The organism is Pseudomonas sp. TWRC1-2, from assembly GCF_049896685.1.
In the GTDB taxonomy this organism is placed as follows: domain Bacteria; phylum Pseudomonadota; class Gammaproteobacteria; order Pseudomonadales; family Pseudomonadaceae; genus Aquipseudomonas.
On sequence record NZ_JAFCUU010000002.1, the window covers coordinates 701,460 to 716,437 of the forward strand.

The window sequence follows — 14,978 nt, forward strand, 5'->3', positions numbered from 1 at the left end:
CCATCAACGTGATCGATGGAGTCGTAGCACTCAGTGTGCATGATCACTTACTTGATCTCGCTCACTCCTTAGGGATCACCGCCGTTTCGCCTGAACGCAATCTAACAGTCAGCTGACTTTCTTGACGAATTTGCGCCTTTCTTTACTGCTTGTTGGTATTGATTCTAGGCTAAGGGTCAGGTCAGCACACCCGCATTGTCAAACGAGAGAAACAACGATCTCTCCCATATGGCCGTTTTCCAGACGCCAGAAACCACAAACCCCCGACTTTCTCTAGGAAAACCGGGGGTTTGTGTTTACTTAATGTGGCGGTGAAGGAGAGATTCGAACTCTCGATACAATTTCTTGTATACACACTTTCCAGGCGTGCTCCTTAAGCCACTCGGACACTTCACCGTATCTCGTCAAACCAGTTCAGTCTGTCGAGGCGCGCTAATGTAGTCGAAAGCCTTTCTGATGGCAAAGGTTTTTTTCAGAATTTTCATGCGCTTAGACGGTTATGCCGTTACCTACCCGGCGAGGGACGGTGAATCTGCCATTCTCGGGCATCGGCGGTACGCGTTTGGTGGGGCTGCTACGCCCTGCTCCGGGCCGTCTACCCTTGGGGATGCAGGAAAAGTCTGACTGTGTAGTCAGTCACGGCGCTTTACCGGGGCGGGTGTGGTGGGTAACGTCTGCGCATGCGCTTCTATAAGCAGCCTATCTATAACAAATCCTACAAGGAACCGCGTCATGAGTGAGTTGATTGCCTACCACCTCGAAGACGGTATCGCGACCCTGACCTTGAGCAACGGCAAGGTGAATGCCATTTCTCCGGCCGTCGTCAGTGAGTTTAATGCTGCACTGGATCAGGCCGAGAAGGATCGCGCGGTGGTGATCATCACCGGCACGCCGGGGATTCTGTCGGGTGGTTATGATTTGAAGGTGATGACAGCCGGGCCTAAAGAGGCCATCAGCCTGGTGACGTCGGGCTCGACGTTGGCGCGTCGCCTGCTGTCGCACCCGTTCCCGGTGATTGTGGCGTGCCCTGGGCACGCGGTGGCAAAAGGTGCATTCCTGCTGTTGTCGGCCGATTACCGCATCGGTGTGGAAGGCCCGTTCAGCATTGGCCTGAATGAAGTGGCGATCGGCATGACTATGCATCACGCCGGTATCGAGTTGGCGCGGGATCGTCTGCGCAAGTCGGCGTTTCACCGTTCGGTCATCAATGCTGAAATGTTTGACCCGCAAGGTGCCTTGGCAGCCGGCTTCCTGGATAAAGTGGTTGCGCCAGAAGAGTTGCACGCGGCGGCCCTGGAAGCGGCGCGCCAGTTGAAGAAGATCAACATGAACGCTCATAAGCACACCAAGTTGAAGGTGCGTAAGGCACTGCTGGAAGCCTTGGATGACGCAATCATCCAGGATCAGGGGCATAACCTGATCTGATGCCTTACCCATGTTGTGCCAAAGCCCGACCTTGAGTCGGGCTTTTTCTTACAAAAAATGGGGATACGTCTTAAACCCCTCTAGCTGGGCGCTGCCGGCACACATTGAAACATGTGCTTAAACATCGCCTATCTCCCACATCTGTAGGGGCAATTGCCGAATACAGTGCACATCCGTACACTGCGCCACCTTTTGTCCCGATGGGCTGTGTCGATGCTTTTTCTGTTACGTATGTTGTTGATGGGCCTGCACTTTATGGTCGCCGGAGTGCTGGGCGTGCTGCTGGGCATCTGTCGGCCGTTCAACCCGGATAACAGCCGCTTGTGCGCTCGCCTGTATGGGTTGCCTGCGATGTGGATGTTGCGACTGAACGTGAGGGCGGACGTCGACTCGCTGCGTAATAAGCCCGGCACGTGCGTGATCATCGCCAACCACCAGTCCAACTACGACCTGTTTGTGCTGGGCACTGTGGTGCCGCATCGCACGGTGTGCATTGCCAAAAAAAGCCTGAAATGGGTGCCGCTGTTCGGCCAGTTGTTCTGGTTGGCTGGCAATGTGCTAATCGACCGGGGCAACGCGCACAAGGCGCGGCGCGCGATGCTCACCACGACGCGCACTTTGCAGCATGAAGACACATCGATCTGGGTGTTCCCGGAAGGCACACGCAACTTGGGCAAGGGGCTGCTGCCGTTCAAGAAAGGCGCGTTTCATATGGCGATTGCGGCGGGTGTGCCCATCGTGCAGGTGTGTGTCAGCAATTATGTCACGCACATGCAGCTTAATCGCTGGGACAGCGGTGATGTGCTCATACGCTCGCTGCCGCCGATTCCTACCGTAGGACTGACTTCGGATGACATCCCGGCGTTGATGCAGGCGTGTCAGAAGCAGATGGATGAGTGTATTGCACAGATGGACCGTGAACTGCAGGCCGCTTGGGCACCTGCGCCTTTGTGATTTTTTGCGGGCGCTTTGCCCCCCGTACAAACGAGCGTGCTCGCCACAAAAAGCGTGCCTGCATGAGCAACAAGGGAACGCCATTCACGCTAAGCTGCCCAACACCTGTCCTCCCAATAAGAAGCGATCAGCACCATGGGTAGAGTTGTTGCGGCGGCCGTCTACAGCGCCGGAAAGAAAGTCACTGATATCACCCTCGATGAAGGCGCAGCCTGGGCCGCCAAGCCCGATCACTTTGTGTGGATCGGCCTGGAAGAGCCCAGCGCCCAAGAGCTGGCCAACCTGCAACGCCAGTTCAATCTGCACGAACTGGCCATCGAAGACGCCCTCGAAAAACACAGCCGCCCCAAGCTTGAAACCTTCGGTGATGCGCTGTTTATCGTCACCTACTCACCGGTGCGCGAGAACGGCAAGCTGGAGTTTATCGAAACCCATATTTTTGCCGGCAACGGCTACATCATCACCGCCCGCAACGGCCATTCCGCGTCCTACGGCTTTGTGCGCCAGCGCTGTGAGGCGCGGCCGTTGTTGCTGGAGCACGGGGAAGATTTCGTACTCTATGCGCTGCTGGATTTCGTCACCGAGAATTACCAGCCGGTGAGCGAAGCGATCCACGCCGAAATTGATGAGCTGGAGCGCAATGTGCTGTGCAGCTCGCTGAGCGAGCGTGATATCCAGAACCTCCACGGCCTGCGCCGCGACGTGCTGCGGCTTAAACGCTATGTGGCGCCGATGGTAGAGATCAGTCAGGAACTGCAAAAACTGAGCTTCCCGTTTATCGACAAGAACATGCGCCCGTATTTTCGTGACGTGCAGATCCACGTGACGCGGCAGATGGAAGACCTCACCACCTTGCGCGATATCGCCAGCCAGACGATTGAGATTGGTGTGTTGCTCGAAGCCTCGCGTCAGAGCGTGGTGCAGCGCAAGTTCGCCGCGTGGGCGGCGATCCTGGCGTTCCCCACCGCAGTGGCGGGGATTTATGGGATGAACTTCCAGAACATGCCCGAGCTGCAATGGCATTACGGCTACTTTGCGGTGCTCGGGTTTATTGCGGTGGGCTGCACGAGTTTGTGGGCCAGCTTCAAGCGGTCGGGCTGGTTGTAAATCAACGCCGGCCGGCCCCCGCCTCGGCGTGATTCAAGCCACGTCGGCTTGGGGCTTGTGCGCCACAAAACGCATCATCCATTCCGCCACGGTGGCGCCGTGGTGGTCACGCGCCAGACTGGCCACGCCGTTGGTGTAGATCTTTTCGCCCAACGTTGTCTGAAGAATTTCCAGCAGCTCGCGGGAATAGTCGTGGATGAATTCCGGGTGGCCCTGGAAGCACAACACCTGGTCTTCAATGTGGTAAGCGGCGTACGGGCAGAAATCGCTGGAGGCAATCACGGTAGCGTTTTCCGGCAGGCGGGTGACCTGGTCCTGATGGCTGATCAACAAGGTCAGCTCTTCCACCACCGGGCTCATCCACGGCGCCTTGGCGTTGAGCTTGTAGTCGTGGATGCCCATGCCCCAGCCCTTGCTGGCCCGCTCGGTCTTGCCGCCCAACAGCAGCGCGAGCAACTGGTGGCCGAAGCACACGCCCAGCAACTTGTCGCCGCGTTCATAGCGTTCAAGAAGGTAGGTTTTGAGGGTCTGGATCCACGGGTCGGTGCCAAAGGAATCGGCCTTGCTGCCAGTGATCAAGTAGGCGTCAAACGCCTCGTCATCCGGCGGGTATTCGCCCTGAACCACGTTGTACACAACAAACTCGGCAGCAATCGGCTGCTTGGAGAACAGGCGCTTGAACATCTGCCCGTACCCTTGGTATTGATCGATCAAGCCTGGACGCAGGATATCGGTTTCCAGGATACAGACGCGTAGCGACATAAAAAATACCTGACACGGTGGTGGGAATAATGCACACCCCAGAGCCTGCCTTGAAACACCCCTGCAAAGCAAGTCTCGCCAAGTGCCTCAGTGTGGGGGCGCGCTTGCGTGCGATGGCCTCATATCAGCCGACATATGCATTGGCTGACACACCGCTATCGCGGGCAAGCCCGCTCCCACATGGGTTTTATATCGCTCAGACTAAGGTGTTTCGGTCAGGCGAATATGTCTCCCTGTGCCGCTTTTTCCAGCAGCAGAGCCGGGGGCGAGAAGCGCTCCCCGTACTGCTCGGCCAGGTAGCGCGCCCGGGCGATAAAGTCGTTCAGGCCGTACTGGTTGATAAACTGCAGCGCACCGCCGCTCCACGCGGCAAAGCCTATGCCGAAGATTGAGCCGACGTTGGCGTCAGCCGTCGACCTCAACACGCCCTCCTCCACACAACGCACGGTTTCGATGGCCTGGATGAACAGCAAACGGTCGCGCACATCCTGTGGCGAAATTTGGTTATCGGGCTGTTCAAAGCGCGCTTTCAGCTGCGGCCACAGGTGTTTCTGCGCCCCTTGGGGATAGTCGTAAAAACCACCGCCCGCCGCCTTGCCCGTGCGTTTGTACTCATTCACCAACAGGTCGATCACCTGGGTCGCGGGATGCGTCGGCGGCGCCTTGCCTTCAGCCTGTAGATCTTTCGCGGTTTGCTGCCGGATGTGGCTCATCAAGCTCAGCGACACCTCATCCGACACCGCCAACGGCCCCACCGGCATGCCGGCCTTGCGCGCTTCGGTTTCGATCATCGGCGCGGCCACGCCTTCACCGAGCATGGCAATGCCTTCGTTGGTGAAGGTGCCGAACACCCGCGAGGTGAAAAAACCACGACTGTCGTTGACCACGATCGGAGTTTTCTTGATTTGCAGGACGAAATCAAAACCTCGGGCCAGGGTTTCGTCGCGGGTATGGGCGCCCTTGATGATTTCCACCAGCGGCATCTTGTCGACCGGACTGAAGAAATGCAGACCAATGAACTTGCCTTGATCGGGCACGGCGTTAGCCAGGCCGCTGATGGGCAAGGTCGAGGTGTTGGAGGCGATGACGGCGTCGCTGCCGACCACACGTTGCGCGGCGGCCGAGACCCTGGCCTTGAGCTCACGGTCTTCGAACACGGCTTCGATGATCAGGTCGCAGCCGGCCAGGTCGGCGTCGTCCTGCGTAGGATGAATCCGCGCCAGAATGGTGTCGCGCTGTTCGGCCGTCAGTTGCCCACGGCTGATCTTCTTGTCCAGCAGCGCAGCCGAATGCGCCTTGCCCTTTTCAGCCGCGGCCAGGCTGACGTCCTTGAGCACCACGTCGATGCCCGCACTGGCGCTGACATAGGCGATGCCCGCCCCCATCATCCCCGCGCCCAGTACGCCGACTTTGCGCGTGACGTACGGCGCAAAACCTTGTGGCCGTGAGCTGCCGGCGTTGATGTCATTGAGCTGGAACCAAAAGGTGCCGATCATGTTTTTCGCCACTTGGCCGGTGACGAGTTCGGTGAAGTAGCGCGTTTCGATCAGGTGCGCAGTGTCGAAATCGACTTGGGCGCCCTCCACGGCGGCGCAGAGGATTTTCTCCGGGGCCGGGAAGCAGCCATGGGTTTTGCTGCGCAAAATCGACGGCGCAATCGCCAGCATTTGCGCCACCTTCGGGTTCGACGGCGTGCCGCCAGGGATCTGATAAGCCTTGTTGTCCCACGGTTGTCTGGCCTCGGGATTGGCCAGAATCCAGGCGCGGGATTTGGCCAGCAGCTCATCGCGATCCATCGCCAGCGCATTGATCAACCCGGCTTGCAGCGCCTGCTGCGGCCGCACCTTCTTGCCTTCCAGCAAATACGGCAGGGCCTTTTCCAACCCGAGCATGCGCACCATGCGCACTACCCCGCCGCCGCCCGGCAACAAGCCCAAGGTGACTTCAGGCAAGCCGAGCTGTGTCGAGTTGTCATCCAGCGCGACGCGGTAATGGCACGCCAGGCAAATCTCCCAACCGCCGCCCAACGCCGCACCGTTGATAGCGGCCACCACTGGCCTGCCAAGGGTTTCCAGACGGCGCAGTTGGGCCTTCAACACCAACACGCCGTCGTAAAATTCCTTGGCGTGAGCCTTATCGACTTTGATCAATTCATTGAGGTCACCGCCGGCAAAAAAGGTTTTCTTCGCCGAGGTGATCACCACACCGGCGATGCCGTCCTTTTCTGCCTCCAGGCGCGCGACTGCGGCCGCCATGGCCTCGCGGTACACGCCGTTCATGGTGTTGGCGCTCTGGCCGGGCATATCGAGGGTCAGCACCACGATCTGGTCCTGGCCTTTTTCGTAACGAATGGCGTCGGTCATGACAGGTTCCTTGGACTCAGAGGCGTTCGATGATGGTGGCGATGCCCATGCCACCGCCGACACACAGGGTGGCCAGGCCGTAGCGCTGCTGGCGCGCTTCCAGTTCGTCGAGCAGGGTGCCGAGGATCGCGCAGCCCGTGGCGCCGAGCGGGTGACCCATGGCAATGGAGCCGCCGTTGACGTTGACCCGCGCAGCGTCGATGCCCATGTCCTTGATGAACTTGAGGACGACAGACGCAAACGCCTCGTTGACTTCAAACAGGTCGATGTCTTCCACGCGCAAACCGGCCTTGGCCAGGGCTTTGCGCGTGGCCGGTGCCGGGCTGGTGAGCATGATGGTCGGGTCGGTGCTGGTGACCGCCGTGGCGACGATGCGCGCCCGCGGTCGCAAGCCCAGTTCGCGGCCTTTGGCCTCGGAGCCGATCAACATCAGCGCGGCGCCGTCGACGATGCCGGAACTGTTGCCTGGCGTGTGCACGTGATGGATGCGTTCCACATGGCTGTAGACGCGCAAGGCGGTGGCATCGAAGCCCATCTGGCCCATCATCTCGAAGCTTGGCTTGAGCTTGCCGAGGCCTTCAAGGCTGGAGTCGCCACGAATGAACTCGTCGTGGTCCAGCAGCACGATGCCGTTTTGGTCCTGCACCGCGATCAGCGACTTGTTGAAAGAACCGTCCGCACGCGCCCTGGCCGCTTTCTGCTGGGAATGTAGGGCGAAGGCGTCGACGTCATGGCGGGTGAAGCCTTCCAGGGTCGCGATCAAGTCCGCGCCGATGCCTTGGGGCGTGAAGTGACTGTGCATGTTGGTCTGCGGGTCGAGCACCCAGGCGCCGCCATCACTGCCCATGGTCACGCGCGACATGGATTCGACGCCGCCGACCACCACCAGGTCCTCAAAGCCGGAACGCACTTTCATCGCGCCCAGGTTCACCGCTTCGAGGCCCGAGGCACAGAAACGGTTGATTTGTACGCCGGCGACACTGATGTCCCAGTCCGCCACCAGTGCGGCGGTCTTGGCGATGTCGGCGCCCTGGTCGCCCACCGGGGTGACGCAACCGAGCGCGATGTCATCCACCTGGCGTGTGTCGAGGTCGCTGCGCTGCGCCAGCGCGGTGAGCAGACCGGCCACTAGGTTTACCGGTTTGACGCTGTGCAGGGCGCCGTCGGCCTTGCCTTTGCCCCGGGGCGTGCGTATCGCATCAAAGATCAAAGCTTGGGTCATGACATCCTCGAACGCAGTGCGTGTGTGCCCCTACCTTAGGCCCGATTGACACGGTTTCAATGACGGATGCGCTCATTGCTTTTGACCCTCACGCTCGGACGAACGGTAGGGTGCTATGGGAAAGCGCGGGTTAATCGTTTTAGCGGTCTAGCCAAGGCATTGGCGCCAAGATGGCGATATGCCTCATGCCTTTTTAAGTAGAAATGCTGATTAGCTGATATTAAATGGATCTAAGCGACGCAGAACGAGGGCTCTAAGGTTCAATCAGTAAGAAGTTGCTGCCGGGTTTTGCTGGAGCAGCTGTAAGAAAAGCGACACGTCACGTTGCGATACTGAAATTGACCGGCACGCATTTGACGCTCAGGAATAACAACAAAAGGCAGTCAGCCATGTTCAAACATTCGAAAGTACGTCAGGCGGGACTTATTCTGTTCGCCACCACACTGATTCTGATCTTGCCCAATTTAACCAAGGTTATTGGGTGACGACTCGATCCTCACATTCCGTGCACACATTGCATCAGGACTGCAGCTTTTGGCAGCACCTGCCGGGACATTGCGTATAGCGGTCCTGTTGCAGGGGCTGTCTTTTTGCGTGCCAATTTCCGGTATCGTGGGCGCCATCGCCACTTCAAACCGGGCTCACTCTTGAAACTGATCCTCGCCTTTCTCGCCGCGCTGTTGGCCCTTCCTGTCGCGGCCGCCCAGTTGACCATCGACTTGGACCACGCCAGCAAAACCTGGCAGACCGAAGACCTGCTCAAGCACCCGCAGGCGCAGACGGTGCATATCGTCGATGACGTTTCCTACAAGCGCGACATGACTTATCGCGCGGTGCCGATGGCGGCTCTGTTGCCGGGCCTCTCGCCGGAAAATCATCTGCAAGCCGTCGCCCTCGATGGCTTCGCCGCCGAGCTGACGGCGGCGCCTTTGCTGCAAAAACACGGTGCCCGTGCCTGGCTGGCGGTGGAAGACCCGGCTCATCCGTGGCCCGCGCTGGCCGAAGGCAAGCCAAGTGCCGGGCCGTTCTATCTGGTGTGGACCGACCCGCAAGCCGGGAACATCAGCCCTGAGCAGTGGCCCTTCCAGATGTCCGGGATCAAGCAATTGAAGACAGTGGCCGAGCGCTTTCCAGCCCTGTTGCCTGACCCGAAACTCGCCGCGAATGACCCGATCAACCAGGGCTTTGCGCTGTTCCAGAAAAACTGCCTGGCCTGTCACCGCCTCAACGGCGCCGGCGATGCGCAGGTGGGGCCGGACCTGAATATTCCCTACAACCCTACGGAATATTTCAGCGGGGATTTCCTCAAGCGTTATATCCGCGACCCGCAGAGCCTGCGGCATTGGCCTCAGGCGAAGATGCCAGCGTTCGCAGCCAGTGTGTTACCGGACGGCGAGCTGGATTTGCTGGTGGGGTATTTAAAACATATGGCGGGGCGTAAGCAGCAGCCGTGAGCCTGGCAAAGACTCTGAAAACACCACCGTTCACTGTGGGAGCTGGCTTGCCTGCGATGGCGGTCGGTCAGTTAACCCATTTACAGCTGACCCGCCGCTTTCGCAGGCAAGCCAGCTCCCACATTTAATCTGCTTCGTTCTTAAGATTATTGCTGCTGCACCGAAATCACCGGCGTCGGCGCCACGAACACTTTGGCGTGCATTTGCTCATGCCCGCCGCCTCGGCGCATGCCGCGTACCGGGCAGGCATCCAGGTAATCCAGGCCTACCGCCAACTTTAAATGCCGCTCGGGACGCGCCAATTGGTTGGTCACATCAAAGCTGTACCACGCGTCATCCAGCCAGGCTTCGGCCCAGGCGTGGCTGGCCAGGTGCGTGCTGTCTTCGGTGTACAAATACCCCGACACATATCGCGCTGGAATGCCCAGGCTGCGCGCGCAGGCCAGGAATGCATGGGTGTGGTCCTGGCACACGCCTGCGCGCCCCGCGAATGCCGTGGCGGCGCAGGTGTCGACTTCAGTGGCGCCGGGCGTGTAGACCATCGACTGGTTGAGCGCATGCATCAGGTCGATCAACGCAGAGCGGTCGCGGCGTTGACGGCAATGCTGGTCGGCAAAGCCGCGCAACGCGTCGTCCGGCTCGGTCAGTCGCGTGCTGCGCAGGAACGGAAACGCCGACTGGCTTTCGTGCTCAGCCTCGCGCAATTCATCGATATCCACTTGGCCACGGGCGCCGATGATGATGGCGTCGTGGGACTCATCAAGGGTCAGCACATGCAGGATGTTGCCAAACGGGTCGACCTGCGCGCGCACCGGGCGCGGCAGATCGAGCTGCCAACTGAGCACGTGCTGGCGTTCGCTGTCGTGGGGCGTGAGGCGCAGGTACTGGATGCTGGCGCGCACCTGGTCTTCGTAGTGATAGGTGGTTTCGTGGCTGATGGAAAGTCTCATGCCGCCTCCAGGTAGGAACTGTAGATGGCGTCGCCCAACTGGCGGACCAAGGGGATAAAGTCGGTCAGCCAGGCATGCAGGCCTTCCTCGAGAATTTCGTCGATGGCAGTAAAGCGCAGGCGCGCGTCCATCTCGGCGGCCAGGCGCTGGGCCGGGCGCCCGTTGAGGCCCGGCAGGCTGGCAAGGATCTGGTCGATCTCTTCGCTGCAGGCACGCAGCGAGCGTGGGACATCAGCGCGCAACAACAGCAGTTCGGCCACTTGCCGGGCGCCGGGTGCGTCACGGTAGATCTCGGTGTAGGCCTCAAACGACGACAACGCGCGCAGCAAGGCACTCCACTGATAATAGGCGTGGGCCGTGCCGTCGCTGACGGCTGCCGCTTGGTCGCCGGCCATTTCGTAGCGCGCATCCAGCAGCCGCAGGGTGTTGTCGGCACGCTCGATGAAGGTGCCCAGGCGAATAAAACGAAACGCGTCGTTACGCATGATGGTGCCGTAGGTGGCGCCACGGAACAGGTGCGACCGCTCCTTGACCCACTCACAGAACCGGCTCATGCCGTAGCGGCTCAGCCCTTGCTGGGCGATATCCCGGATATCCAGCCAGGTGGCGTTGATGTTTTCCCACATGTCGGCGGTGATTCGCCCACGCACTGCATGGGCGCTGGCGCGCGCGGCGCCGAGGCAACTGTAGATGCTCGCCGGGTTAGCCGCGTCCAACGCAAAGAAGTGCAGCAGGCGCTCGGCATGCAGTTCGCCGTGGCGCTCGTGGTAATCCTCCAGAGTGCCGGTGATCAGCAGCGGCATGGCCAATTCGTGCAGGCCATCACCGCGCCCATCCTGGGGCATCAGCGACAGCGAATAACTGACATCAAGCATACGGGCGAGGTTTTCCGCGCGTTCCAGGTAGCGCGACATCCAGTACAAATCCGAGGCAGTTCTACTCAACATGGCATCAGTCCTCGACCACCCAGGTGTCTTTGGTGCCGCCGCCCTGGGACGAGTTGACCACCAGCGAGCCCTCGCGCAGGGCCACGCGGGTCAAACCGCCGGGCACCACGCGGGTTTCCTTGCCGGACAACACGAACGGCCGCAGGTCGATATGGCGCGGCGCAATGCCGTTTTCGACGAAGGTCGGACACGTGGATAAACACAGCGTCGGCTGCGCGATATAGGCGTGGGGCTTGGCCTTGATGCGCGCGCGGAAGGCTTCGATTTCCGCTTTTGTCGACGCCGGGCCCACCAGCATGCCGTAGCCGCCGGAACCTTGGGTTTCCTTGACGACCAAGTCCGGAAGGTTGGCCAGCACGTGGGACAATTCGTCGGGCTTACGGCATTGAAACGTAGGCACGTTCTTCAGAATCGGCTCTTCATCCAGGTAAAAACGGATCATCTCGGTGACGAAGGGATACACCGACTTGTCATCGGCCACCCCGGTGCCAATCGCGTTGGCCAACACCACATTGCCCGAGCGATAGGCCGCGAGCAGGCCGGGCACGCCGAGCATGGAGTCGGGGTTGAAGGCCAGTGGGTCGAGAAATGCGTCATCGAGGCGACGGTAGATCACATCCACGGCCTTGGGGCCGTCAGTGGTGCGCATGAATACGCGGTCATCGCGCACGAACAAGTCGGCGCCTTCCACCAGTTCCACGCCCATTTCCCGCGCCAGGAAGGCGTGCTCGAAAAACGCGCTGTTAAAGCGCCCCGGGGTCAGCACCACCACGCTGGGGTTATCCAGAGGGCTCGAGCTTTTCAGGGTGTCGAGCAACAGGTTGGGGTAATGGTCGATGGGCGCGATGCGCTGGGCGGCGAACAACTCGGGGAACAGGCGCATCATCATCTTGCGGTCTTCGAGCATGTAACTCACGCCGCTCGGTGTGCGCAGGTTGTCTTCCAACACGTAGTAGGTGCCGTCGCCATCGCGTACGAGATCGACACCGGAGATGTGGGAATACAGATCGCGGTGCAGGTCCAAGCCCTGCATGGCCAACTGGTATTGCTCGTTGGCCAACACCTGTTCGGCGGGGATGATCCCGGCCTTGATGATGCGTTGCTCGTGATAGAGGTCGGCGAGAAACAGGTTCAGCGCTTTGACCCGTTGAATGCAGCCGCGCTCGACAATTTGCCACTCACTCGCCGGAATGCTGCGCGGGATGGTGTCGAAAGGAATCAGGCGCTCGGTACCCTGCTCGTCCCCGTAAAGGGTGAAGGTGATCCCGGCTCGGTGGAACAGCAAATCGGCTTCACGCCGGCGCTGGGCCAGCAGTTCGGCGGGAGTTTCAGCTAACCAGCGGGCGAACTCGCGGTAATGGGGGCGGACCTGCCCTGCCCCGTCGTACATTTCATCGTAATAAGTGCGGATCATGCCGTACTCCTTGTCCCCCGGGCGCGAGAACCGTCGCAAGGCCCGTGCCAGCGGCATAAACACTTAAAAATCAGTGATTTAAATAACCTTCAGGTTTTGCGCGCACCGTCCTGGTGCGCAGAACGCCTGCTGTCCTGTACCACGCTTCATCGCAATGCGGGCTTTGACTATCAACAGCATAGTCAGAGTTGATTTCACTGCCCGGCCGCGCTTGCGGATAATCCCCACATCGGCTGACCAGGACGTTTCCTGAGATGTCAGCGAACCGCTCTTCCCTTTAAGCCACCCTCTTTGGGTGGTTTTTTTTGCGCCGTAGAAAGCCAAGAGCCCGTTTTGCCGGCGATCGCAACTTTAAAGACGCTATCGGCGGCAGGCCGGGCTCGTAGTGGGTGGCGATGTTAAGGATGCAGTTGTGGGGAGTGCACAAACAAAATCGGCCGACCCAAAGGTCAGCCGATACGCTGTGTTGCTCATCAAATGCCGCTACATGGGTAACCCACGCACCTCCTGCTTGACGCCCCATCCCTCGATGATCCCGCCCAAAGGCTCGACCACCGCTTCAAAGTCTTGCTCGAAGTCTCCTATGCCGTCGTAGGTTGCGAACATGATTTTGCTCAGTTCCAGGTACCAGGCGCCATCATCGCGCGCGCTGACCTGGGCATTCAGGGATTCCCCACGAAATCGACCCGCAGCCCTGCGCGCCCGTTCCTCATCCGGGAAAATGGCGTAGAACTCAATGGGGTGAAAACGTGAGAAGTCGAAACCGCCTTCTTTCATGCGGCGCAGTACGTTGGTGCTGATGTCTTCTTGATAGGCTGTGCTCATGAAACGTCCTCCTCAAACTGATGGATAGACTTTCCGTGCTTCCCGAAGACCGCGCCCTGCTGGCGCGGGTGCTACGGCATTAACGACACCGCGGGAAAACAAGCATGTAGCTGACAAGACCAGACCTTAGCGATTCATTCGCTGATCTCGGTTGCAGAGTAGCGCGAAGCTATCACCTCCACCAGAGGTGCTTGAAGGGCATACAGGCAATGTTCAGGCGGCGGGCGAAATGTCGAGGATTTGAATGCTGTTCTGATCTTTAAGAATCTTGACCGTAGGCTCGGGTTTGCGCCCTTCCAAGTCATTCAGGTCAAGTTCGGCGGCCACTGGCACCAGCTTGTTACGAATCATGTGTGCCGCATCTTCGAGGCTGGGCTTCTGGTCGCAGCTGAACTGCTCGACGGACTGAACGCCGTGATCATCAACGAAGGTAATCTGCCACTTTTGCATCGGTGCCTCCTCGATAAAACCCATGTGTGGGCTTACAACTATCTGGACCTTGAGGGCTCGGCAAACGTTCCACTCAAGTCAGGAGGCACCTGATTAATGACACTTATTTTTCAGCGTGTTCTTTCAAGGCTTTCAAGGTGTTGAACGGCGCGTCCACCACGAACTTGTTGGCCAGCCACGATGGCACGCTGCCGCCTGGCTCGGTGTGCACCTGGTAGGTCACTTCGGTCTGGTTGTCGCCTTTGGGTACCAGCTTCCAGTAGCCGTCTACCTGGGCAACGCGCACGTAACCTTTCACTTCTGGCTGATAGGTCGGCACTTCCAGCAATTTGCGGGTCACGGTGCCGTCGGCAGCCTTGGAAGTGGTGATTTCGAGGATCGAATCGCGGTCGGTCACCGGGAACGGTGCCTTGAACTGGGTGTAGGTCCAGCTCTTGTCGCCTTCGGTCTTGAGCAGTTTTTGCGATTTGCATTCGTGGATCCAGGAGCAGGCACCGGCCACGTCTTCCTGCAGGGCCTGGATCTTGGCGACAGGCGCCTTGATCAGCGCCACACCGCGGTAGGCCTTGTATTTGGAGCCGGCAATTTCGCTCAGGGACACCTTGATACCGTCTTCGTCCTTGGCGACCTGCCAATCCTCAGCCTGCGCAGTGGCAGCAAACAACACCGTAAAACCGCACAACACAGCCATTCGTTTCAGCGAACCCATTGTTGTATTCCTTATTGTCGAAGTTCTGAAAGTAAGTTCTGAAAGTAAATTCCGATAGTAAAGCCCATCAAGCCGCCGTCATCTGCTCCCACCAGCCGATCAACCGGATCGCATCGGCCTGGTCGTTGCCACAGACATCCAGATCTGCCTTGAAATCACTGCACACCGCTGGGCGTTCCGGTTGGCCAAACAGCAGGCATAGCTGTTCGACCGACAGGTGCAGGCAGCGTTCGCCCGCGGGTTTGCCGTGCGGCATTCCCGGCAATGGCGAACTGATAGAGGGGGCAATGCAGCATGCGCCACAGCCTTCACGGCATTTCATGACCAACAGGTCCTCGACGACTCAATGTGGATGGCCGGGCTAGAGTACGCCCTTAAACAGCCGTTTTAAAATGG

The 14,978-nt window shown here is 59.3% G+C and carries 14 protein-coding genes and 1 tRNA gene; 4 read left to right on the forward strand and 11 right to left on the reverse strand.

The genetic code is table 11. The features are described 5' to 3' along the window. Positions 1-306: 306 nt before the first annotated feature. Positions 307-396: transfer RNA gene (locus ACP7B3_RS07685), tRNA-Ser, on the reverse strand. Positions 397-732: 336 nt separating this feature from the next. Between ACP7B3_RS07685 and ACP7B3_RS07690 the strand changes: the two genes are divergently transcribed. The 3 genes from ACP7B3_RS07690 (at position 733) to ACP7B3_RS07700 (ending at position 3,486) form a co-directional block, all read left to right on the forward strand. Next, the gene (locus ACP7B3_RS07690; RefSeq protein ID WP_145159212.1) at positions 733-1,425 is read left to right on the forward strand and encodes a crotonase/enoyl-CoA hydratase family protein; all 693 of its coding nucleotides are present in this window, start codon (positions 733-735) and stop codon (positions 1,423-1,425) included. 213 nt (positions 1,426-1,638) lie between these two features. After that, on the forward strand, positions 1,639-2,379 hold the full coding sequence (locus ACP7B3_RS07695; RefSeq protein ID WP_262208494.1) for a 1-acylglycerol-3-phosphate O-acyltransferase: 741 nt from the start codon (positions 1,639-1,641) through the stop codon (positions 2,377-2,379). A 135-nt stretch (positions 2,380-2,514) separates the two neighbouring features. Then, positions 2,515-3,486: a magnesium and cobalt transport protein CorA gene (locus tag ACP7B3_RS07700; RefSeq protein WP_058420797.1), complete on the forward strand. Its 972-nt coding sequence runs from the start codon at positions 2,515-2,517 to the stop codon at positions 3,484-3,486. A 33-nt stretch (positions 3,487-3,519) separates the two neighbouring features. Here the strand turns inward: ACP7B3_RS07700 and ACP7B3_RS07705 are convergent, their stop codons facing one another. The 3 genes from ACP7B3_RS07705 to ACP7B3_RS07715 form a co-directional block, all read right to left on the reverse strand. Continuing rightward, entirely contained in the window at positions 3,520-4,248 is a 729-nt protein-coding gene (locus ACP7B3_RS07705) for an amidotransferase (protein WP_426178577.1), read from the reverse strand. Between the two features lie 215 nt (positions 4,249-4,463). Continuing rightward, positions 4,464-6,611, reverse strand: coding sequence for a 3-hydroxyacyl-CoA dehydrogenase NAD-binding domain-containing protein (locus ACP7B3_RS07710; RefSeq protein ID WP_426178578.1), 2,148 nt, complete (start codon positions 6,609-6,611; stop codon positions 4,464-4,466). A gap of 16 nt (positions 6,612-6,627) precedes the next feature. Beyond that, positions 6,628-7,833 carry an acetyl-CoA C-acetyltransferase gene (locus ACP7B3_RS07715; RefSeq protein ID WP_426178579.1) on the reverse strand — a complete coding sequence of 402 codons (1,206 nt, stop codon included), beginning with the start codon at positions 7,831-7,833 and terminating at the stop codon, positions 6,628-6,630. A gap of 647 nt (positions 7,834-8,480) precedes the next feature. On the opposite strand from ACP7B3_RS07715, the gene ACP7B3_RS07720 reads away from it, so the two are divergent. Beyond that, on the forward strand, positions 8,481-9,287 hold the full coding sequence (locus ACP7B3_RS07720; protein WP_426178649.1) for a c-type cytochrome: 807 nt from the start codon (positions 8,481-8,483) through the stop codon (positions 9,285-9,287). 146 nt (positions 9,288-9,433) lie between these two features. Here the strand turns inward: ACP7B3_RS07720 and ACP7B3_RS07725 are convergent, their stop codons facing one another. The 7 genes from ACP7B3_RS07725 to ACP7B3_RS07755 all read right to left on the reverse strand — a co-directional run bounded on the left by ACP7B3_RS07725 (position 9,434) and on the right by ACP7B3_RS07755 (position 14,904). Next, entirely contained in the window at positions 9,434-10,237 is an 804-nt protein-coding gene (locus ACP7B3_RS07725; protein ID WP_426178580.1) for a transglutaminase family protein, read from the reverse strand. Continuing rightward, complete coding sequence (locus ACP7B3_RS07730; RefSeq protein ID WP_106576198.1) at positions 10,234-11,184, reverse strand: alpha-E domain-containing protein; 951 nt, start codon at positions 11,182-11,184, stop codon at positions 10,234-10,236. Before ACP7B3_RS07730 ends, ACP7B3_RS07725 begins: the two co-directional genes overlap by 4 nt. Before the next feature lie 4 nt (positions 11,185-11,188). Then, positions 11,189-12,598, reverse strand: a complete 1,410-nt coding sequence (locus ACP7B3_RS07735) for a circularly permuted type 2 ATP-grasp protein (protein WP_145159230.1) — start codon at positions 12,596-12,598, stop codon at positions 11,189-11,191. 483 nt (positions 12,599-13,081) lie between these two features. Then, positions 13,082-13,423 carry a ribonuclease E inhibitor RraB gene (locus ACP7B3_RS07740; protein WP_003193463.1) on the reverse strand — a complete coding sequence of 114 codons (342 nt, stop codon included), beginning with the start codon at positions 13,421-13,423 and terminating at the stop codon, positions 13,082-13,084. A gap of 213 nt (positions 13,424-13,636) precedes the next feature. Beyond that, positions 13,637-13,873, reverse strand: a complete 237-nt coding sequence (locus ACP7B3_RS07745; RefSeq protein WP_106576196.1) for a hypothetical protein — start codon at positions 13,871-13,873, stop codon at positions 13,637-13,639. 103 nt (positions 13,874-13,976) lie between these two features. Next, a complete protein-coding gene (locus ACP7B3_RS07750) occupies positions 13,977-14,582 on the reverse strand; it encodes an START domain-containing protein (protein WP_064453725.1) in 606 nt (201 codons plus the stop codon). 67 nt (positions 14,583-14,649) lie between these two features. Beyond that, positions 14,650-14,904, reverse strand: coding sequence for a YkgJ family cysteine cluster protein (locus ACP7B3_RS07755; protein ID WP_083357231.1), 255 nt, complete (start codon positions 14,902-14,904; stop codon positions 14,650-14,652). Positions 14,905-14,978 lie beyond the last annotated feature (74 nt).